Origin of the sequence: Pseudomonas sp. P7759 (assembly GCF_013386445.1) — a bacterium.
GTDB lineage: Bacteria > Pseudomonadota > Gammaproteobacteria > Pseudomonadales > Pseudomonadaceae > Aquipseudomonas > Aquipseudomonas azotoformans_A.
On the sequence record NZ_JACART010000015.1, the window covers coordinates 1 to 19,528 of the forward strand.

Consider the following 19,528-nt stretch of genomic DNA (forward strand, 5'->3'; position numbering starts at 1 on the left):
GAGTTTTCCGTTTCGACTGCACCGGAAGTGGGGCGAATTATAGAGAGTTACAATTCGCCGTCAACCGTTAATTACGCTTTTGTTGCAGAAAGTGGCTTTTTCGCAATAAGGCGCGGAATCCGGCGCATTACAGGCGGGATCCGTAGCACCAGGAGCAGCGCACCTATAGAGGCATAGATAGCCCATTCCTTGAGATCCGCCCGCACAATCCACAACATGTGAAGCAAGCCAAGCCCCAGAATCACGTACACCAGACGATGCAGCTTCTTCCAGCGACTGCCCAATCGGCGTTGACTGTAACGATTCGACGTCACCGCCAGCACCAACAGCGACAGGAAACCCAACGCCCCTACAATTATGTAAGGCCGCTTGCGCAGCTCCACACCCAGTTGCGACCAATCCAACCCAAGCACAAACACACAATAAGCAGCCAGATGTAGCACGACATAAGCAAAGCACCACAACCCAAGCTGCCGGCGTACCGCAATCCACCCTGCCCAACCGCTAAGCTTCTGCAACGGCGTCATTGCCAGGGTGATCAACAACAGTATCAACGTGCCGAGCCCCAGCCGGTCAACCAACACCTTGCCCGGATCCGGCCCCAGGACAGAACTCCAAGCTTCATATAACCAGAACAACGGCCAAACCGCCGCCGCTATAAAGACGCCAATACGCCAGATCGGGTAGCGCATCAGTAATTTTTCCGCAGGTCGAGATCGGTATAAAGAGAGGCCACCTCATCCGAGTAGCCATTGAACATCTGCGTCTCGCGCACATTGGGACTGAACAACCCACTCGGCAGACGACGCTCCCGCGCTTGAGTCCAGCGCGGATGGTCAACCGTAGGGTTCACATTCGCATAAAAACCATATTCGTCCGCTGCAATGCTCTGCCAGGTGGTTTTCGGCTGCTCGCTTACAAGGCTGATGCGAACAATCGACTTCACACTCTTGAAGCCATACTTCCATGGCACGACCAACCGCAGCGGCGCGCCATTTTGGTTAGGCAATTCACGCCCATACATCCCCACAGCGAGGATCGCCAGGGGATTCATCGCCTCATCCAGACGCAGTCCCTCTACATAAGGCCAATCGATCAAGCCAAAACTCGAACGCTGCCCCGGCATGCTCTTGGGATCCTGAAGGGTTTCAAAACGAATGTATTTGGCCTTGGAAGTCGGCTCAACCTGCTTGAGCAACGCAGAGATCGGAAAACCGATCCATGGAATAACCATCGACCACGCTTCGACGCAGCGCAGCCGGTAGATACGCTCTTCTAACTGATACGGCTTCATGAAGTCTTCCAGGGCATAACGGCCTGGCTTCGCAACTTCGCCATCAATCACCACACTCCATGGCTCGGTCTTGAGTGAGCCCGCATTGGTTGCCGGGTCGCCCTTGCCTGTACCGAACTCATAGAAGTTGTTGTAGTGGGTTGCATCCTTGAACGGCGTGATCGCTTCTTCCTTTACCGTGATCGCCTGCCATTTCGTTCCCGGCAGTTTCTCGGTAAACCAATTCGGCGCCTTGCCCGGTTCAACATCAGCGTAACGCGCGGCCTCATCGGCACTCGCCCAACGCGGCAGGCTGCTGGCTGCGATGCCAGCAAGCGCACCACCGAGCAAGCTACGGCGAGAGAGGTAGAAGGATTCAGGTGTGACGTCCGATTCGTGGCAATCGGACGCTTTAGGCAATTTGATTAACATGGCAACTCCGCAGCATTGGAGAACTGATGCACCAATAGACTGCGGAGTATGGGGGAAATTACATTAAGGCAATGTTTTGTCGCGCCGCAGGTGCAGCAAGTACTGAACCGGACCTGAAGCGGCGTAGACCAGGAACGCCAGCAGCAGAATGCGCGGCGGATCACTGAAGACCACGGCAAAGACCAGCACCACTGCCAGAATCGCCACGAAAGGCACACGCCCCTTCAAGTCCAACTCCTTGAAGCTGTTGTACTTGATGTTGCTGACCATCAGCATGCCGGCCGCAGCCACCATCAAGGCCACCAGGAACGACATCTTCGAACCCTGGATGCCGTAATCGCTGAATGCCCAGACAATACCTGCCACCACACCTGCAGCGGCCGGGCTCGCCAAACCGATGAAGTAACGCTTATCGGCAGTCCCCACCTGAGTATTGAAGCGCGCCAGGCGCAAAGCAGCACCCGCGACATAGATGAAGGCAACCATCCAACCGACCTTGCCCATGTCACCCAGCGCCCAGGCAAATGCCAGCAACGCGGGCGCAACACCAAACGCGACCATGTCCGACAACGAGTCGTACTCGGCACCGAAGGCACTTTGCGTATTGGTCATGCGCGCGACACGACCATCCAGGCCGTCGAGCACCATGGCGACGAAGATAGCGATGGCAGCAAAACCGAAATACTTGCTGGCACTCGCCGCATCACCCGCCGCCAGTGCGCTTTGGGCGCTCATGGAGTTGATGATGGAGTAGAAACCGGCAAACAGGTTCGCCGTGGTGAACAGGTTGGGCAGAAGATAGATGCCACGATGCCGGACCTTGCGACCTTCCGCATCATGCCCTTCTTCGACATGCTCATCGATCGGTAGCAGGCTTTCGGCGTCAGAGGCCTGGCCTGGCTCTTCGGGACGTTCGGTCATGGACTTTACCTTGCAACGGTGTGAAAAGAATTCGACAAATACTTGCGGCGCGTGTTCGCCCGCAAACGATGCAGCTTTATACCAGAACCTGCCCCCAAACGAAAAAACGCGGCCTAAGCCGCGTTTTCCGTTGACACGTACGACTTAGTTTTTGGCTTTGTCGACGATCTTGTTGGCACCGATCCACGGCATCATGGAGCGCAGTTGCTCGCCGATGACTTCGATACCGTGAGCGGCGTTGTTACGACGCTTGGCGGTCATCGAAGGGTAGCCGGTAGCGCCTTCGCTGATGAACATTTTGGCGTATTCGCCGTCCTGAATACGTTTCAGGGCGTTGCGCATGGCCTGACGGGACTCGGCGTTGATCACTTCCGGGCCGGTCACGTATTCGCCGTACTCAGCGTTGTTGGAGATCGAGTAGTTCATGTTGGCGATACCGCCTTCGTACATGAGGTCAACGATCAGCTTCAGTTCGTGCAGGCACTCGAAGTAAGCCATTTCTGGCGCGTAGCCCGCTTCAACCAGGGTTTCGAAACCGGCTTTTACCAGTTCGACGGTACCGCCGCACAGAACGGCTTGCTCGCCGAACAGGTCGGTTTCAGTCTCGTCCTTGAAGGTGGTTTCGATGATGCCGGTACGACCGCCACCGACGCCAGCAGCGTAGGACAGTGCCACGTTCTTGGCGTTGCCCGATGCGTCCTGGTAGATCGCGATCAGGTCAGGGATGCCGCCGCCTTTGACGAACTCGGAACGCACGGTGTGGCCCGGTGCTTTCGGCGCGATCATGATCACGTCGAGGTCAGCGCGCGGCACAACCTGGTTGTAGTGGATCGCGAAGCCGTGGGAGAAGGCCAGGGTGGCGCCCTTCTTGATGTTCGGCTCGATTTCGTTCTTGTACAGCGCGGACTGGAACTCGTCCGGGGTCAGGATCATGACCAGGTCGGCAGCAGCAACGGCGGAAGCAACGTCAGTCACTTTCAGGCCGTGGGCTTCAGCCTTGGCAACAGTGGCCGAGCCTTTACGCAGGCCAACAGTCACGTCAACGCCGGAATCTTTCAGGTTGCAAGCTTGCGCGTGACCTTGGGAGCCGTAGCCGATGATGGCGACTTTCTTGCCCTGGATGATCGACAGGTCACAATCTTTATCGTAATAAACTTTCATGAGGTTCCTCTATATATCCAGGCCGTAAGGCCATTCGCTAATTTGGGTTAGATGCTGAGTACTTTGTCGCCACGGGCAATCCCGGTGACACCACTGCGTACCGTTTCCAGAATCGAGGCCGTCCCGATCGACTGGATGAAGCTGTCCAGCTTGTCGCTTGTACCGGTCAGTTGAACGGTATAAACGCTGGCGCTCACATCGACGATCTGCCCGCGATAAATATCGGTAGTGCGCTTGATCTCGGCACGTTGGGCACCCGTGGCCTTGACTTTAACCAGCATCAGCTCGCGCTCAATGTGGGCACTTTCCGACAGGTCGACCAGCTTGACCACTTCGATCAGCTTGTTGAGGTTCTTGGTGATCTGTTCGATCACCTCATCGTGGCCCACAGTGGTCAACGTCAGGCGCGACAGAGTCGGGTCTTCGGTCGGAGCCACGGTCAGGCTTTCGATGTTGTAGTTGCGTTGCGAAAACAGACCGACAACACGAGACAGAGCGCCGGGTTCGTTCTCCAGAAGCAGGGAGATAATGTGCCGCATGATTAAGTACGCTCCGTCTTGTTCAGCCACATGTCGCGCATAGAGCCGTCTTTGATCTGCATCGGGTAGACGTGCTCGCTGGTATCCACCTGAATATCGATGAACACCAGGCGGTCCTTCATGGCGAACGCCTCTTCCATCTTCGGCTTCAGATCTTTCAAATCGGTGATGCGAATGCCGACGTGGCCATAGGCTTCAACCAATTTTACGAAATCCGGCAACGATTCCATGTAGGAGTGGGAGTGACGGCTGTTGTAGCTCATATCCTGCCATTGACGAACCATGCCCAGCACGCCGTTGTTCAGGCAAACGATCTTCACCGGAAGGCCGTACTGCAGGCACGTCGACAGTTCCTGGATGTTCATCTGGATGCTGCCCTCACCGGTGACGCACGCCACGTCGGTGTCCGGGAAGCTCAGTTTCACGCCCATGGCCGCAGGGAAACCAAAGCCCATCGTGCCCAGGCCACCGGAGTTGATCCAGCGGTTAGGCTTGTCGAACTTGTAGTACTGCGCGGCGAACATCTGGTGCTGGCCTACGTCGGAGGTCACAAAGGCGTCGCCCTTGGTCACTTCGCACAGGGTCTCGATCACGGTTTGTGGCTTGATGATGCTGCCGTCGCCCTTGTCGTAAGGGAACAGGCCGCGATCACCGCGCCATTCGTCAATCTGCTTCCACCAACTGGCGACGGATTCCTTGTTCGGCGTCTCGCCAATGTCCTTCAGCGCGGCAACCATTTCGGTCAGTACGCTTTCCACAGGACCTACGATCGGCACATCGGCCTTGATGGTCTTGGAGATGGACGCCGGGTCGATGTCGATGTGGATGATCTTGGCATTCGGGCAGAATTTGCTCGCGCCGTTGATTACTCGGTCATCGAAACGTGCGCCCACTGCCAGGATCACATCGGCGTGGTGCATGGTCAGGTTGGCGGTGTAGCTGCCGTGCATGCCGAGCATGCCGACGAACTGACGGTCTGTGCCCGGAAATGCGCCAAGGCCCATCAAGGTGTTGGTCACGGGCAGGTTGAGCAGCTTGGCCAATTCGGTCAAAGGCGCGGAACCGCCGCCCAGAATCACGCCACCGCCTGAGTACAACACAGGACGCTTGGCCGCCAGGAGCATTTCTGCCGCCTTGCGGATTTGCCCGGAGTGCCCACGAACAGCCGGGCTGTAGGAACGCAGCTTGGCTTTCTTCGGGAAGATGTATTCGAATTTTTCCGCCGGGTTGGTCATGTCTTTCGGGATATCGACCACGACAGGACCCGGACGACCGGACTGTGCGAGGTAGAAAGCCTTTTTCATGACTTCCGGGATTTCCGAGGGATGCTTGATCATGAAGCTGTGTTTCACGATCGGCCGGGAGATACCGATCATGTCGGTTTCCTGGAATGCATCGGTCCCTACCATGGTGCTGGGCACCTGGCCGGAAATGATCACCATCGGGATGGAGTCCATATACGCAGTCGCGATGCCGGTAATGGCATTGGTTGCGCCTGGGCCGGACGTTACCAGTACCACGCCGGCTTTACCGGTGGCACGGGCGTAACCGTCAGCCATATGGGTCGCGGCCTGTTCGTGGCGAACCAGGATGTGGGTAACAGCCGGTTCCTTGAACAGTGCGTCGTAGACATGCAGCAGAGCACCACCTGGGTACCCGTAGATATAGTCGACGCCTTCGTCACGCAAAAAGCGGACGAGCATCTCACCACCAGATAAAAGCTCCACGTTGTTCACCTCTAAAACGCCAGAATACCGTCCGTTGAAAACCGACGGGTCTTAATAGGTTTACTTCTCAACAGAGCATGAGCGACGGTGGTCGCCGACTACGTCAGCACTGACTGAGCAAGTATTGGGATCGTCCCAAGTGTTGCGGGCTTTTCCCACCCAGCGCGAGGTAACGCGTTGCGGGTGTAACAGGTCGGCGCGGATGTGCGCCTCATGATCTGCTGAGCGGGCCTGCTTCTGGCAGTCCCGATACAGCGGACTTTAGATTCTTCTGTTTCAGGCCCTTCAAGTCAAGCAATAATTGCGCTTTTTTCCAACTAAGCGCATGAGAACGTAGGAGAAAGGGCTTTGAGGAGGGATAAAACTCGCCTGAATGTCGTCAAGCGGTAGAAATGTGCGCAAGACTGCCGGAAAACCCGGCAGTCAGGCAATTAACGAGCGTCGACGATCAATTGGTCGAACTTTTTCAGCGCGTTACGCAAGCCAAGGCTCTCTTGCGGGCGGTCGGCATAGACCATCTCGGCCATTTCCAGAATGCCCGAGGCATTGGGCAGCGGCAGGTCCTGTTCGAGGATCTGCTTCATGCGCACCAGGAAGATCCACTGCAGCCACTGGTGAAAATCCAGGGTATCCACGGAAAAGGGCTCGACACTGCTGAGCGCCTCGGCGCTGGGGGACACATCGTCCCACCAGCCCTGCACGCGCAACTCTCGCTCAATCAGCAACAACTGTTCGGCGATAGCAGGAAAGCGTGCATCCATCAGAGGCTGACCTTGGCTTTTTGACGCGCCTGGGCAGCGCCAGCGGCATCGCCTTGTGCGGCACGCGCGTCGCCAATCAACGCCCACAGGCTGGCTTGCAGGTCGGGACGGCCGTTGGCGAGCGACAAGCCGCGACGGGCGAACTGCTCGGCCTGCGGTGCATCACCCTGGGCCATGCGTACCTGGGCCAGGCGATACAACACTTGCGGCTCCCGTGGCGCAACGCGTTGGGCACGCTCAAGGCTCGACGACGCACCGTTCAAATCGCCACCCGCCTGTTGTTGCTGGGCAGTGGTCAACAAGGCCAGCACCGGGCCATCCAGCTGCTCATCAGCCGAAAGGCCACTGCCGCTGGACGAGGATGGAATGCCACTCGGCGTCGATGGCATGTTGTAGGTGCCCTGGTTGATCGGGGCCGCCTGGATCGGCGTGGTATCGATCGGGCCGGAAGTGCTTGGCCCTGGTGTCCACGGCTCGGCGCTGATTGGTGCCGATGTCGCTGCGCCACCGCCTGGCACCATCACTACCACACCCGAATCCTGCGGCACGGCCTGTGGTTTGGCTTGGGCAGGACGATTGGTCACGGTCTGGCGGAAACCGCCATTGGCCGAAATCCGATCGTTATTGGAGACGGCCGTGCTCGAGTCCACCACGGGAATGGAGCCGCGCTGCACGCTGGAGCAACCGCCGAGCAAAGCCAGAGCTGTAATAGCTGGAAACAACCACTTGTTCACTTGAAACCCTCTTTGCTTAATTCATCCAGCCCTTGACCCAATCCATCACCGATTCCGCATCTGCAGGGGCACTGCCACCGCACGCGGCGCCGGGTGGCGGTTCGCTGCCGCGAATATACGGCATCTGCACCGCGCCCGGACAGTTGGCATCGGAGCCCTGCCCCGTGTGTGGATCGATCCAGGCCTGCACGATGTTATCCGGCTGCGGCATATTCAACGGCAACGGGTCGGCCTTACGCATGAAACTGGTCCAGACCTGCAGCGCACCGGTCGCACCGGTGAATGGCGTCTTGCCGTTATCGTCACGCCCCAGCCACACCACTGCCAGCACATCCTGGCCGAAACCGGCAAACCAGCTGTCACGCGAATCGTTACTGGTGCCGGTTTTGCCCGCCAACGTCAGGTTCGCCGGCAGCACGCTGTAGACCGAACGCCCGGTACCTTCACGCATCACGCGCTGCATGGCGTTCTGGATCAGGTAGATGGAACCTGCGTCAAACCGCTGCTGAATCTGGAACGGGTAGCGTTTGAGCGGCTCGCCCTCGGCGGTCAACACGCTGCGGATCCCGCGCATCGGTGTATTGAAGCCACCGTTGGCGAGGGTCTGGTACATGGTCGCAACTTCCATCGGCGTCATTGCGCCAGCGCCCAGCAGGATCGACGGGAAGGCCGGGAACTCACGGGTGACGCCCAGTCGCGCGATGGTCTTGAGGACATTCGGCACGCCGACTTCAAGGCCGAGTCGCGACGTGGAAATGTTGTAGGAGTGCGCAATCCCCTGATACAGGAACACCGTACCGTGGGAGCGACGGTCGAAGTTCTGCGGCGTCCACACCTGGCCATCAGCCCCTTTGACCGACAGCGGATCATCCGACAACCAACTGGTCAGGGTGTACTTGCTCGGCTTTTCCAAGGCGGTCAGGTAAACGGCGGGCTTGACCAGCGAACCGATCGGCCGCACCGCATCCAGTGCGCGGTTGAAGCCGGCAAAGCTGGCCTGACGGCTGCCGATCATGGCCTGTACTTCACCGGTCTCCGGGTTGGTCACCACCATGGCCGCTTCGACTTCATCAGAACCTTTGCGGCCCGTCAGGCGTTTGAAGGTGTCATTGACCGACGCTTCGGCTTTCATCTGCAGGATCGGGTCGAAACTGGTGAAGATCCGCAGGCCTTCTTCGGTCAAGTCTTCGTCGCGGTAGTCTTCACGCAGTTGGCGTTTGACCAGGTCGATAAAGCCTGGGAAGGAGCTGTCTGCCAGTTTGCCGCGAGTGGTTACACCCAGTGGCATTTTCTTGGCCGCGGCGACTTGCTCAGCGGTGGCGACACCCTGCTGCTCAAGCACGTCGAGCACCAGATTGCGACGCTCCAGCGCACGCTCGGGATTGCGGCGCGGGTTGTAGTAGGACGGTCCCTTGACCATGCCCACCAGCAACGCGACCTGGTGCAACTTCAGTTCGGACAGCGGCTGACCAAAGAAGAACTGGCTCGCCAAACCGAAGCCGTGCACGGCGCGCTGGCCATCCTGACCGACGAATACCTCGTTGAGGTACGCCTCAAGGATTTCCTGCTTGCTGTAGTGCAACTCCAGCAGCATCGCCATCATCGCTTCGGTGAGTTTGCGGGTCAGGCTGCGCTCGTTGGTCAGGTAGAAGTTCTTGACCAATTGTTGCGTCAGCGTACTGCCGCCCTGAGTCATCTTGCCGCCGGAGGTGTTCACCCAGACCGCGCGGGCGATCGACTTGGGCGAGACACCCCAGTGATGGTAGAAATCACGGTCTTCAACGGCAACCAGGGTTTCCAGCAGGTATGGAGGCACCTGATCGAGCTTGATCAGGATGCGATCTTCAAGGTTTTTCGGGTAAATGCCGCCAATCATCAGCGGTTCGAGGCGAACCACCGGCAACTTTGAACCGTTGAGCGACGACAGTTCGGCTACATAATCGCCCGAGAAGCGCACGCGCACCGGCTGGGCTTTCTCCAGGCCTTCGTAGAACTGGAAGCCACGGGTATTCAGGTCGACGGTGTTGCCACTGACGGCGGCCGCACCGGGACCGTTGCTCACGGGTTCGCGGCGGTAGCCCAAGGCGTCGAGTTCGGTAAGGAAGTCGTCCTTGCTCAGCTTCTGGCCGGTGAACAGTTCCAGCGGGCGTGCGTACACCTTGGCCGGAATGGTCCAGCGCTTGCCAGAGAACTTCTCCTGCACCACGGCATCGAGATACACCGCAAAGCCAGCGAGTACTACCAGGCCTACCAGGCCGAGCTTGAGCGCCCAGCCCAGCCAAGGGCGCAGGCCACGGGAAGGAGGTTTTTTACGGGAACGGGGAGATCGGGTTCGAGTCATGGCGGCGGATTATACGCACTTTATTGATGATCAACATGAGCCGGACAGCGGTTTGCACGACCGCTCGTAGCGGCCATAATGCCCGCCATGTTTTTCCCCAGACTTTGAAGGATCGCCCGTGAGCCAGTCCCTGATCGCTGCCCTGCAAAACCCGGCTTTATACCCTCACCCGGTTGAAGCGTTTCAAGTCATCGAAACCCATATTTCCTGGGTCGTCCTCACCGGCCCGTATGCCTATAAGCTGAAGAAGCCGATGAACTTCGGCTTTCTCGACTTCACCGACCTGGAAAAGCGCGGTCACTTCTGCCGCGAAGAACTGCGCCTCAACCAGCGCCTGACCGAAGATTTGTATCTTGAAGTGTTGCCGATCACCGGCAGTGCCGAAGCCCCGCAATTGGGCGGCGATGGCCCGGTCGTCGAATACGCGCTGAAAATGCGCCAGTTCCCGCAGAGCCAACTGCTCAGCACCTTGCAGGCCAACGGTGAACTGACCAGCGCGCACATCGATGAGATGGCCAAGCAAATCGCGCACTTCCACCTCACGGCGCCAAAAGTCCCGCAGGAACACCCGGCCGGCACTCCGGATGAAGTCATGGCACCGGTTCGCCAGAATTTCGACCAGATCCGTCCGTTCCTCAGCGACAAGGCCGACCTGGCTCAGCTGGACGCCCTGCTGGCCTGGGCCGAAAGCAGCTTCGAGCGCCTCAAGCCGCTGTTCTCCCAGCGCAAAAAAGACGGGTTTACCCGCGAATGCCACGGAGATATTCACCTGGGCAACGCCACCTTGATTGATGGCCATGTGGTGATCTTCGACTGCATTGAGTTCAACGAGCCGTTCCGCTTCACAGATGTATATGCCGACACCGGCTTCCTGGCCATGGACCTTGAAGATCGGGGCCTCAAGTCCCTGGCTCGCCGCTTTATCAGCCAGTACCTGGAACTGACCGGCGACTATCAAGGCCTGGAAGTACTGAACTTCTATAAAGCCTATCGCGCTCTGGTCCGCGCCAAGATCGCGCTGTTCAGCATGCCGAGTGAAGCCAGCCCGGTGCAACGCGCCACGACCCTGCGCCAATACCGCAACTACGCCAACCTGGCAGAAAGCTACAGCACCATTCCGTCGCGCTTCCTGGCCATTACCCACGGTGTGTCGGCCGTCGGTAAAAGCCACGTGTCCATGCGGCTGGTGGAAGCCCTGGGCGCCGTACGCCTGCGTTCGGATGTGGAGCGCAAGCGCCTGTTCGGCGAACAACAGGTGGCAAACACGCCACAGGCCGGGATCTATGCGGCCGACGCCAGTGCGGCAACTTACGCACGCTTGAATGAAATCGCCGATACCGTGCTACGCGCCGGTTACCCGGTGGTGCTGGATGCGACCTTCCTTAAACGCGAACAACGCGATGCAGCGGCCAAAGTAGCCGAGGCCACCGGCGCCCCGTTCCTGATCCTGGATTGCAATGCGCCGCAAGCCGTTATCGCCAGTTGGTTGGCACAACGTCAGGCGGACAAAAATGATCCTTCCGACGCGACACTGGCGGTTATCGAAGAACAGCAGGCCAAGCGTGACCCGCTGACTGCCGAGGAATTGCTCCTCAGCAAACGGGTTGAGACCAATGAAAGTGGCACCCTCGATGCGCTGGTGGCGCATATTCGTCAGCGCCTGCCTGGTCTGTAAGAAAAATTTCTTGGTCGTGTCGTCTACTTAGGGGGCACGGCCAAGCAATAGTGGCACTATAATGGCGTCATAAATCCAACAGGAGTCGCCGTCATGAGTCACCCCAAGCTTCTTGATACGCCGCTTTACTCGCTCCTGCATAAAGACGATATCCGTGGCTTCAACCAGGAACGCCCGAAAGACGGGGTCATCGACATGCGCGGTGGCGACTTCCGTGGGCTGGATTTGCGTGAGCTGAACACCGCTGGCGTGGATTTCACCGATGCCTATTTCCGCTCCGCCGACCTGCGCGGCCTGGACCTGCGTGACTGCCCACTGGAAGGCGCCAGCCTGGCCCATGCGCAGATTTCCGGCACCTACTTCCCGCCAGAACTGACCGCCGACGAGATTCTCATGTCGGTTAATTTCGGTACTCGCCTGCGCTACCGCACCCGCTGAAACGCTCTGCTTAAGCCCCGGTTCGCTCAGCCGAGCCGGGGACTTCCCTCCTGCCTGACCTCGCCATTCTTATAAGCTTTAGGCCGTTTCCGACTAAAGAACTACGCTTTTCCTACTGAGCGCTACACTCCTTTGCAGGCTTGCCTGGTCTCGATACCCACCGCACCATTCGGCCGTCGCAAGGAGGCTTGATGAACGATGAGCTGCAACACCTGAAAAACCTCGGCAAGACGTCAGCACAGTGGCTGCATGCGGTGGGCATCCACAGTGCGTCGGACTTGCGTCGCCTGGGTGCGGTCGATGCTTACCGGGCCGTCCGGACACGCGGGTTTCGCGCCTCGAAAGTATTGTTGTATGCAATAGAAGGGGCCTTGATGGATGTGCACTGGAATGACATTCCTGCCGAGCGCAAGGAAGCGTTGAACCGCCAATTGGACGCGTTATCGGCACGCCAGAAGAATTAGCTCGTCGATTAACCCCAGCATTTACAGGCATTGCGAACAGGCGTTTGAGAAAACGCAGAGAACATGCAAAAACAAATGTTGACTCTCAAATGAGAATCGTTATGATTATCACAACTGGTCGCGAGATCAGCCGATAACTGAAAGACCATTGGTTCGGACTCTCAGATTATCTCCTCATCAGGCTAATCACGGTTATTTGACCCGGCTCTTGCCGGGTCTTTTTTTGCCTGTAAAAAAGCCGACTTCAGCGCGCAATGATCAGCGGATGCCCACGCTCCGGATGGGGCTGCACCAGCACATCCAATCCAAACACCGCCTTCAACGGTTCAGGTTGCATTACCTGCGCGGGTGTATCCAAAGCATGCGGGCGCCCTGCTTCCAGCAGCAGAATCCGATCGCAGTAGCGCGCTGCCAGGTTCAAGTCGTGAAGGATCACCAACACCGCCGCCCCTCGATCAGCAAAGGTACGAATGGCTTGCAAAGTGGTGTGTTGATGCAAAGGATCCAGCATCGACGTCGGCTCATCCAACAGCAACGTCTGCCCTGCCTCGCCCGGCCATAACTGCGCCAGCACCCGTGCCAGGTGCACCCGCTGGCGCTCGCCACCGGACAACGCCAGGTAGCTGCGGCCGCTCAAGTGGCCGACATCTGCCGCCTGCAGGGCCGCCTCGATGATCTGGTCATCGCGGACTCGCCCGGTCTGATGAGGCAAGCGCCCCATGCCGACCACCTCTTCGACACGGAAAGCAAAGTCCAGCGTCGAACTTTGCGGCAATACCGCCAGGCGTTGTGCCCGCTGCGCACCGCTCCACTCACTCAACGGGCGTTGATCCAGCCACACATTGCCTTGGTCGGGGTGCAACTCACCACACAACCCACCGAGCAGCGTACTTTTGCCCGCACCATTGGGGCCCAGCACGCCAAGTACTTCCCCTGGTAATAGGTCGAGGGTGACATCCGCCAACACGGCTTTGCGACCACGACGGATCTGCAGGTCTTCCACACGCAGCATCAGGCACGCCCCCGCAACAACAGGTAAAGAAAAAACGGCGCGCCGATAAACGCAGTGACGATACCGATCGGCAATTCAGCCGGCGCCAGGGCAAGCCGTGCGACCAGATCGGCAAACAACAGCAAGCTCGCACCTGCCAGAACCGATGCCGGCAACAACACGCGATGGTCCGGCCCCGCCAGCAAACGCACCAGATGCGGCACCACCAGCCCTACAAAACCGATCATGCCCGCGGCAGCCACCGCTGCCCCGACGCCCAGCGCCGTGCAGAAAACCAATTCGCGCTTGAGCCCTTCCACATCGATGCCGAGATGATTGGCCTCCGACTCACCCAGCAGCAAGGCATTCAACGCCTTGGCCCGGCGCGGCAACCACAGCGCCACGCCCGCGCTCACCAGCAACAATGGCCATAAGCGCGAATAGCTCGCGCCGTTGAGGCTGCCCAGGTTCCAAAAGGTCAGCGTGCGCAAGGTGGCGTCGTCGGCCAGGTAGGTGAACAGACCCACGGCCGAACTGGCGAGCGCCGTGAGGGCAATGCCGGCGAGCAGCATCGTCGCGACGTTGGTCTGGCCGTTACGCCGCCCCAGTCGATAGACCAGTGCAGTCACACCCAGCCCACCCAGAAATGCACACAGCGACAGAAGATAGGGGCCAAACGCAGCCGGCAAACCGCCGAAAAACGAACCCCCGACAATCGCTACCGCCGCCCCCAGCGCAGCGCCACTGGAAACCCCCACCAGGCCTGGATCAGCCAAGGGATTGCGAAACAGCCCCTGCATCGCCACCCCAGACAAGGCCAACACACCACCGACGGCCAAGCCCAGCAACGTGCGCGGCAAACGGATCTGCCCCAGGATCAGCTCAGCCTGCTCCAGCCCTTGAGCCTCAATCGGCAACCCCATCAAGCGCAAGGCGGCCTTGAGCGTATCCAACAGGGGCAAGCTGACCGGCCCCAGTGCCAGCGAAAGCCAGATCGCCAAAACACACAATAGCGCCAGCCCAACAAACAGCGTCTTCGGTTTTACCAGAGTGGTCATTGGGCTGGCTTGGCCTGGGACAGGTAGAACCCGGCAGACAGGTCCGCGAGGCTTTGTGGTAAACGCGGCCCAAGCCCGCCGACCAGCAATGTAGGGTCTACCTCAAATACCCGCCCAGCCTTGGCCGCCGGCGTGGACGCCAGGATCGGGTTTTCTTTGAACAGCGCCGCACGCGCCGCATCCCCGGTCAAGGCACGATCCGCAAACACCAACACATCCGGGCTCAACCCCGCCAACGACTCCACCGAAAACGGCTTGTAGCCGGTATGGGTGGCCAGGTTGCGTCCGCCCGCCTGCTGCAACATCCAGTCAGCCGCCGTGTCTTTACCCGCGATCAGCGGCTTGCCGCCTGCATGACCCAGCAACAGCAATACGCCGGGGGCCTTTTGGGTGCTCTGAGCCTTGGCGACCCAGCGCTTCTGCTGATCCAGCGCTTGCTCATATCCGGTAAACAATTCGTTGGCCCTGGCCTCTGCGCCCAGCAACTTGCCCAGGTGCTGAAGGTTGCCCTTCAACGTCGGCAAGTCAGGCTGCGCGGAAAACATCTCCACCTGCACGCCCGCGCTGCGGATCTGCGCAAGGATGGGCGGCGGGCCCATTTCTTCAGTACCCACCAACACCTGCGGACGCAGACTCAAGATGCCTTCAGCCGACAACTGCCGCTGGTAGCCAATGCTCGGCAACGCCTTAAGCGACTCCGGATGCCGGCTGGTGGTGTCTACCCCCACCAATTTCGCCTCACCGCCCAAGGCCGTCACCCATTCCGACAGGGCCCCACCGGCACTCACCCAACGTTGTGGCAGTTCAGAGGCTTGCGCCCCAGGGTTGACCAGCAGTCCGACAACAAGCGCAATAGCACTGGCACTCAGGCGCATAACAGGGTTTCCTTCCAGGGGCAGGGCCGCTCAAACGCTCATCAATGTGACAGATAATCCCTGCCCCGCATCGTATTGAGCGCCCGGTCAGCCAACGGGCGAAGCCGGCATTTGATAATTGTTTGCATTTGAACGTCAAGGCACTTAAGGACTGAAATGAAGTTTCTCTGCTCCTCCGATACCCTCGAGCCAGACAGCAGCCTCGGTTTTGAAATCGATGGTTGCAAATTGTTGGCCGTGCGCCGGGACGGCGTTGCCTACTTCTATATCAACCGTTGCCCCCATCGCGGCATTCCACTGGAATGGCAGCCCAACCGGTTCCTCGACGACAGCGCCAGCCTGATCCAGTGCGCCACCCACGGCGCGCTGTTCCTGATCGAAAGCGGCGAGTGCATCTCCGGCCCTTGCGCCGGACAAAGCCTCACCGCCCTGCCCGGCCGCGAAGACGCCCAGGGGCTGTGGGTGGAACTCTAGTCGAGCAGCACGTCCAGGCGCCGGTCCACGCATATTTCTTCGGATGTCACGCGCACGCCATACGCCAGTACCTCCACCCCGGCCGCCTCGGCTTCACGCAAGGCCGCAGCGTAGCCGGCGTCGATTTCCACGGCCGGACGCACTGCATCAATCCCCGAGAGATTGACGCAATACAACTGCACCGCCCGCACACCGTCACGCGCCAGATGGGCCAGCTCGCGCAAATGCTTGGCGCCTCGCTGGGTCACCGCATCGGGGAAGGCGGCCACCGAAGTACCGTCGAAACCCAGGGTCACACTTTTGACTTCGACGTAGGCCGCGCCGTCGGGATAGTCCAAACGAAAGTCGATGCGGCTTTTCTCCTGACCGTAAGGTACTTCACGCTTCAAGGCGGTGAAGCCGTTCAGCTCGGTGATGACACCCGCATGCAACGCTTCCTCGATCAGTTGATTGGCACGCGCCGTGTTCACACACGCCAAGCGGCCCTGGGGCGTCTCGGCAATTTCCCAGGTGCCGGGCAACTTGCGCTTGGGGTCGTTGGAGCGACTGAACCAGACCTGCCCACCTTCGACCATGCAATTGAGCATCGAGCCGGTGTTGGGGCAGTGAATGGTCAGCAACTCACCGGTAACGGTTTCGATATCGGTAAGAAAACGCTTATAGCGACGAATCAACCGCGCTTCTTCGAGGGGAGGATGAAAGCGCATCAGCCTTGCCAGCTCCGCAAGCCACGGGCGATCCGCTCCACCGCTTCCTGTAGCCGATCGAGGTTTTGGGTGTAGGCAAAACGCACATGGTGGCCGGCTTGGTAGCGGCCGAAATCCAAGCCAGGGGTAAAGGCCACATGTTCGGTTTCGAGGAAGTGGCGGCAAAATGCGAAGGCATCACCGCCGAACGCGCTGATATCAGCATACAAATAGAACGCGCCTTCCGGCTCAACCGCGATACCGAATCCCAGCTCGCGCAAGGCGGGCAGCAAGAAATCGCGACGGCGGCCGAATTCAGCGCGGCGCTCTTCGAGAATGCTTAGGGTTTGCGGGGTAAAACAGGCCAATGCCGCGTGCTGCGCCATGCTCGGCGCACTGATGTAGAGGTTTTGCGCGAGCTTCTCCAACTCACCCACCGCCGCCGGTGGTGCCACCAGCCAACCCAGGCGCCAACCGGTCATGCCGAAATACTTCGAAAAACTATTCAGGACGAACGCATCGTCGTCGACTTCTAGCACGCTGGCCGCATCGGTGCCGTAGGTGAGGCCATGGTAAATCTCATCCACCACCAGATGGCCGTTGCGCGCCTTGATGGCAGTTGAAAGACCGGCCAATTCATCACGGGTGAGAATCGTGCCGGTCGGGTTGGCTGGCGATGCCACCAAAGCGCCCACACTGTCCTGATCCCAATGCTTGGCCACCAGGTCGGCGGTCAACTGATAGCGCACCTCAGGGCCGACCGGAACTAGTTGCGCCGCCCCCTCCACCAAGCGCAGGAAGTGGCGGTTGCAAGGATAGCCAGGGTCGGCGAGCAGCCAATGCTTGCCCGGATCCACCAGCAAACTGCTGGCGAGCAGTAATGCGCCAGAGCCGCCGGGAGTGATCAGGATGCGCTCGGGGTCCACGCTCAACCCGTAGCGCTGCTGATAGAAACCGCTGATAGCCTCGCGCAACTCAGGCAAGCCACGGGCGGCGGTATAGCGCGTCTTGCCGTTGGCCAACGCTGCCTGGCCGGCCTGGATGATCGGTTCGGCGGTGGTGAAGTCCGGCTCGCCGATTTCCAGATGGATCACGTCATGGCCGGCGGCCTGCAGCTCATTGGCGCGCGCCAGCAATGCCATGACATGAAAAGGTTCGATGGCGCGACTGCTCGCACTGTAGGGCTGAGCCATTAGCCTTCCTTAACGGTGAGGACAAAATCTGGATTCTACCGAACCCGCGCCGTAAAACATGTTCTATTGCCTGCCCGACGGCAGGTGTCGTCCGGGCAAGCGCCAGCAAAACGACTAAAATCTACATCTGAGGCAACACATACCCAGCAACGACGGGCTGATGCAGTTTGCAACCCCATTGCCGTGGGCCTCGACAACCGGGAGTGGCGCACCCCGAATCTATCTGGTAAGTTCGCCCGCTTGCAGCCGCAGGGCCGGCAGGTGTCGGTGACGTTGCAATCCTGCGCAATGGATTAGAAGAGTGAGAGGCGGTCTATTCATGTCCACCCAAGCAAAGCAACAGCAGACTCAAGGCCTCAATGGCTTCGAACCTTACGTAGAAAAGAAAGGTGAGGAGTACATGGGCGAGCCCATGCGCGAGCACTTCACCAAAATCCTGAACAAGTGGAAACAGGACTTGATGCAGGAGGTCGACCGCACGGTTGACCATATGAAGGACGAAGCAGCCAACTTCCCTGATCCGGCCGACCGTGCGAGCCAGGAAGAAGAATTCGCCCTTGAACTGCGCGCCCGTGATCGCGAGCGCAAGTTGATCAAGAAGATCGACAAGACGCTGCAGCTGATCAAGGACGAAGAATACGGCTGGTGCGAATCCTGCGGTGTCGAGATCGGCATCCGTCGCCTGGAAGCCCGCCCAACCGCGGACCTCTGCGTAGACTGCAAGACCTTGGCTGAAATCAAGGAAAAACAGGTCGGCAAGTAATCCAGCCGAACTGAACGAATGGGGCGTGCGAACGCTCCATTTTTGTTTCTGGCGTTTACCGAATTTCCAGTAGTATCCGGCCCATGACAGCCTCTACCTATATCGGGCGCTTTGCCCCCACACCCAGCGGCCACTTGCATTTCGGCTCCCTGGTCGCCGCCCTCGCCTCCTACCTCGACGCCCGCGCCAACCACGGCCTATGGCTGATGCGTATGGAAGACCTCGACCCACCCCGTGAAGAACCCGGCGCACAGGCAGCAATCCTGCACGCGCTGGAAAGCTATGGCTTCGAGTGGGACGGTGCACTGGTCCGACAAAGCGAGCGGCACGAGGCCTACGCCAAAGTCCTGAACGACCTGTTCAACCACGGCCTGGCCTACGCCTGCACCTGTTCACGCAAACAGCTTGAACCCTACAACGGGATCTACCCGGGCCTGTGCCGCAATGCTGGCCACGACCAGCAAGACGCCGCCATCCGTTTGCGTGTTCCCGAGCTTGAGTACCACTTTACCGACCGCGTCCAGGGCGAATTCCGACAGCACTTGGGCCGCGACGTAGGCGATTTCGTCATCCGTCGCCGCGACGGCCTGTACGCCTATCAACTGGCGGTGGTACTCGACGATGCGTGGCAAGGTGTGACCGATATCGTGCGCGGTGCCGACCTGCTGGACTCGACGCCTCGCCAGCTCTACCTGCAAGAACTACTCGGCCTGCGCCAACCGCGCTACCTGCACGTGCCACTGATCATCCAGCCGGACGGCAATAAACTGGGCAAATCCTACCGTTCGCCGCCGTTGACACCTGACCAGGCCACGCCTTTGCTATTGAGGGCATTACGCGCCCTAGGCCAGCAACCCGGCGACGAACTGTTGCACGCCAGCCCGCGGGAATTGCTGCATTGGGGCATTGCGCACTGGGATGCCACGCAGATCCCGCGCACACTCACGCTGGCCGAAGCGCAATTGAGCTGAAGGCGCTTGCAGCTTGCCAAGCATCCGTTACCATCGCCGCACGTTTTTACA

Annotated in this window: 20 protein-coding genes; 6 read left to right on the top strand and 14 right to left on the bottom strand. The window is 59.3% G+C overall.

What is annotated here, in order from left to right; translation table 11 throughout:
* Nucleotides 1-71: 71 nt before the first annotated feature.
* The 9 genes from msrQ to mrcB all read right to left on the bottom strand — a co-directional run bounded on the left by msrQ (nt 72) and on the right by mrcB (nt 9,889).
* The gene (msrQ, locus tag HX823_RS14135; protein ID WP_033898304.1) at nt 72-692 is read right to left on the bottom strand and encodes a protein-methionine-sulfoxide reductase heme-binding subunit MsrQ; all 621 of its coding nucleotides are present in this window, start codon (nt 690-692) and stop codon (nt 72-74) included.
* Nucleotides 692-1,705, bottom strand: a complete 1,014-nt coding sequence (msrP, locus tag HX823_RS14140; RefSeq protein ID WP_038844146.1) for a protein-methionine-sulfoxide reductase catalytic subunit MsrP — start codon at nt 1,703-1,705, stop codon at nt 692-694. The genes msrQ and msrP overlap by 1 nt, the downstream gene beginning before the upstream one ends.
* Nucleotides 1,706-1,768: 63 nt before the next feature.
* The gene (gene pssA / locus HX823_RS14145; RefSeq protein WP_038844148.1) at nt 1,769-2,626 is read right to left on the bottom strand and encodes a CDP-diacylglycerol--serine O-phosphatidyltransferase; all 858 of its coding nucleotides are present in this window, start codon (nt 2,624-2,626) and stop codon (nt 1,769-1,771) included.
* Between the two features lie 144 nt (nt 2,627-2,770).
* On the bottom strand, nt 2,771-3,787 hold the full coding sequence (gene ilvC, locus HX823_RS14150) for a ketol-acid reductoisomerase (protein ID WP_003176099.1): 1,017 nt from the start codon (nt 3,785-3,787) through the stop codon (nt 2,771-2,773).
* A 47-nt stretch (nt 3,788-3,834) separates the two neighbouring features.
* Nucleotides 3,835-4,326: an acetolactate synthase small subunit gene (gene ilvN / locus HX823_RS14155; protein WP_003176102.1), complete on the bottom strand. Its 492-nt coding sequence runs from the start codon at nt 4,324-4,326 to the stop codon at nt 3,835-3,837.
* A 2-nt stretch (nt 4,327-4,328) separates the two neighbouring features.
* The gene (locus tag HX823_RS14160; RefSeq protein WP_038844180.1) at nt 4,329-6,053 is read right to left on the bottom strand and encodes an acetolactate synthase 3 large subunit; all 1,725 of its coding nucleotides are present in this window, start codon (nt 6,051-6,053) and stop codon (nt 4,329-4,331) included.
* Nucleotides 6,054-6,484: 431 nt separating this feature from the next.
* Nucleotides 6,485-6,814 carry a YqcC family protein gene (locus HX823_RS14165; protein WP_038844150.1) on the bottom strand — a complete coding sequence of 110 codons (330 nt, stop codon included), beginning with the start codon at nt 6,812-6,814 and terminating at the stop codon, nt 6,485-6,487.
* On the bottom strand, nt 6,814-7,548 hold the full coding sequence (locus HX823_RS14170) for a M48 family metallopeptidase (protein ID WP_177075235.1): 735 nt from the start codon (nt 7,546-7,548) through the stop codon (nt 6,814-6,816). Before HX823_RS14170 ends, HX823_RS14165 begins: the two co-directional genes overlap by 1 nt.
* 16 nt (nt 7,549-7,564) lie before the next feature.
* Complete coding sequence (gene mrcB, locus HX823_RS14175) at nt 7,565-9,889, bottom strand: penicillin-binding protein 1B (protein WP_033898300.1); 2,325 nt, start codon at nt 9,887-9,889, stop codon at nt 7,565-7,567.
* A gap of 118 nt (nt 9,890-10,007) precedes the next feature.
* Here mrcB and HX823_RS14180 point away from each other — a divergent pair, with 118 nt between their 5' ends.
* From HX823_RS14180 to HX823_RS14190, 3 genes are all read left to right on the top strand, one after another.
* Complete coding sequence (locus HX823_RS14180) at nt 10,008-11,564, top strand: bifunctional aminoglycoside phosphotransferase/ATP-binding protein (RefSeq protein WP_038844154.1); 1,557 nt, start codon at nt 10,008-10,010, stop codon at nt 11,562-11,564.
* A 93-nt stretch (nt 11,565-11,657) separates the two neighbouring features.
* Nucleotides 11,658-12,002, top strand: a complete 345-nt coding sequence (locus HX823_RS14185) for a pentapeptide repeat-containing protein (RefSeq protein WP_016976848.1) — start codon at nt 11,658-11,660, stop codon at nt 12,000-12,002.
* Between the two features lie 191 nt (nt 12,003-12,193).
* Complete coding sequence (locus HX823_RS14190; RefSeq protein ID WP_010206563.1) at nt 12,194-12,466, top strand: TfoX/Sxy family protein; 273 nt, start codon at nt 12,194-12,196, stop codon at nt 12,464-12,466.
* 244 nt (nt 12,467-12,710) lie between these two features.
* Here the strand turns inward: HX823_RS14190 and HX823_RS14195 are convergent, their stop codons facing one another.
* Genes HX823_RS14195 through HX823_RS14205 form a run of 3 tightly spaced genes read right to left on the bottom strand, consistent with a single transcriptional unit; the run spans nt 12,711 to nt 15,390 of the window.
* The gene (locus HX823_RS14195) at nt 12,711-13,478 is read right to left on the bottom strand and encodes a heme ABC transporter ATP-binding protein (protein WP_177075236.1); all 768 of its coding nucleotides are present in this window, start codon (nt 13,476-13,478) and stop codon (nt 12,711-12,713) included.
* Nucleotides 13,478-14,515, bottom strand: coding sequence for an iron ABC transporter permease (locus HX823_RS14200; RefSeq protein ID WP_177075237.1), 1,038 nt, complete (start codon nt 14,513-14,515; stop codon nt 13,478-13,480). Before HX823_RS14200 ends, HX823_RS14195 begins: the two co-directional genes overlap by 1 nt.
* Nucleotides 14,512-15,390, bottom strand: a complete 879-nt coding sequence (locus tag HX823_RS14205) for a hemin ABC transporter substrate-binding protein (protein WP_177075238.1) — start codon at nt 15,388-15,390, stop codon at nt 14,512-14,514. Before HX823_RS14205 ends, HX823_RS14200 begins: the two co-directional genes overlap by 4 nt.
* A gap of 156 nt (nt 15,391-15,546) precedes the next feature.
* On the opposite strand from HX823_RS14205, the gene HX823_RS14210 reads away from it, so the two are divergent.
* Nucleotides 15,547-15,864 carry a Rieske (2Fe-2S) protein gene (locus HX823_RS14210; protein WP_038844159.1) on the top strand — a complete coding sequence of 106 codons (318 nt, stop codon included), beginning with the start codon at nt 15,547-15,549 and terminating at the stop codon, nt 15,862-15,864.
* On the opposite strand, the gene sfsA is transcribed toward HX823_RS14210, so the two are convergent.
* A complete protein-coding gene (sfsA, locus tag HX823_RS14215; protein ID WP_177075239.1) occupies nt 15,861-16,571 on the bottom strand; it encodes a DNA/RNA nuclease SfsA in 711 nt (236 codons plus the stop codon). The genes HX823_RS14210 and sfsA overlap by 4 nt on opposite strands.
* Nucleotides 16,571-17,743 carry a pyridoxal phosphate-dependent aminotransferase gene (locus HX823_RS14220; RefSeq protein ID WP_177075240.1) on the bottom strand — a complete coding sequence of 391 codons (1,173 nt, stop codon included), beginning with the start codon at nt 17,741-17,743 and terminating at the stop codon, nt 16,571-16,573. The genes sfsA and HX823_RS14220 overlap by 1 nt, the downstream gene beginning before the upstream one ends.
* 319 nt (nt 17,744-18,062) lie before the next feature.
* Between HX823_RS14220 and dksA the strand changes: the two genes are divergently transcribed.
* Both dksA and gluQRS read left to right on the top strand, forming a co-directional pair.
* Complete coding sequence (gene dksA / locus HX823_RS14225; RefSeq protein ID WP_025857127.1) at nt 18,063-18,506, top strand: RNA polymerase-binding protein DksA; 444 nt, start codon at nt 18,063-18,065, stop codon at nt 18,504-18,506.
* A gap of 83 nt (nt 18,507-18,589) precedes the next feature.
* Nucleotides 18,590-19,477, top strand: a complete 888-nt coding sequence (gene gluQRS / locus HX823_RS14230; RefSeq protein ID WP_177075241.1) for a tRNA glutamyl-Q(34) synthetase GluQRS — start codon at nt 18,590-18,592, stop codon at nt 19,475-19,477.
* Nucleotides 19,478-19,528: the final 51 nt, after the last annotated feature.

Excerpts from the sequence above, each read along its gene's own strand:
- msrQ (WP_033898304.1), bottom strand. The coding sequence starts at position 692 with ATGCGCTACCCGATCTGGCGTATTGGCGTCTTTATAGCGGCGGCGGTT.
- msrP (WP_038844146.1), bottom strand. The coding sequence starts at position 1,705 with ATGTTAATCAAATTGCCTAAAGCGTCCGATTGCCACGAATCGGACGTC.
- pssA (WP_038844148.1), bottom strand. The coding sequence starts at position 2,626 with ATGACCGAACGTCCCGAAGAGCCAGGCCAGGCCTCTGACGCCGAAAGC.
- ilvC (WP_003176099.1), bottom strand. The coding sequence starts at position 3,787 with ATGAAAGTTTATTACGATAAAGATTGTGACCTGTCGATCATCCAGGGC.
- ilvN (WP_003176102.1), bottom strand. The coding sequence starts at position 4,326 with ATGCGGCACATTATCTCCCTGCTTCTGGAGAACGAACCCGGCGCTCTG.
- HX823_RS14165 (WP_038844150.1), bottom strand. The coding sequence starts at position 6,814 with ATGGATGCACGCTTTCCTGCTATCGCCGAACAGTTGTTGCTGATTGAG.
- mrcB (WP_033898300.1), bottom strand. The coding sequence starts at position 9,889 with ATGACTCGAACCCGATCTCCCCGTTCCCGTAAAAAACCTCCTTCCCGT.
- HX823_RS14185 (WP_016976848.1), top strand. The coding sequence starts at position 11,658 with ATGAGTCACCCCAAGCTTCTTGATACGCCGCTTTACTCGCTCCTGCAT.
- HX823_RS14190 (WP_010206563.1), top strand. The coding sequence starts at position 12,194 with ATGAACGATGAGCTGCAACACCTGAAAAACCTCGGCAAGACGTCAGCA.
- HX823_RS14195 (WP_177075236.1), bottom strand. The coding sequence starts at position 13,478 with ATGCTGCGTGTGGAAGACCTGCAGATCCGTCGTGGTCGCAAAGCCGTG.
- HX823_RS14200 (WP_177075237.1), bottom strand. The coding sequence starts at position 14,515 with ATGACCACTCTGGTAAAACCGAAGACGCTGTTTGTTGGGCTGGCGCTA.
- HX823_RS14205 (WP_177075238.1), bottom strand. The coding sequence starts at position 15,390 with ATGCGCCTGAGTGCCAGTGCTATTGCGCTTGTTGTCGGACTGCTGGTC.
- HX823_RS14210 (WP_038844159.1), top strand. The coding sequence starts at position 15,547 with ATGAAGTTTCTCTGCTCCTCCGATACCCTCGAGCCAGACAGCAGCCTC.
- sfsA (WP_177075239.1), bottom strand. The coding sequence starts at position 16,571 with ATGCGCTTTCATCCTCCCCTCGAAGAAGCGCGGTTGATTCGTCGCTAT.
- HX823_RS14220 (WP_177075240.1), bottom strand. The coding sequence starts at position 17,743 with ATGGCTCAGCCCTACAGTGCGAGCAGTCGCGCCATCGAACCTTTTCAT.
- dksA (WP_025857127.1), top strand. The coding sequence starts at position 18,063 with ATGTCCACCCAAGCAAAGCAACAGCAGACTCAAGGCCTCAATGGCTTC.
- gluQRS (WP_177075241.1), top strand. The coding sequence starts at position 18,590 with ATGACAGCCTCTACCTATATCGGGCGCTTTGCCCCCACACCCAGCGGC.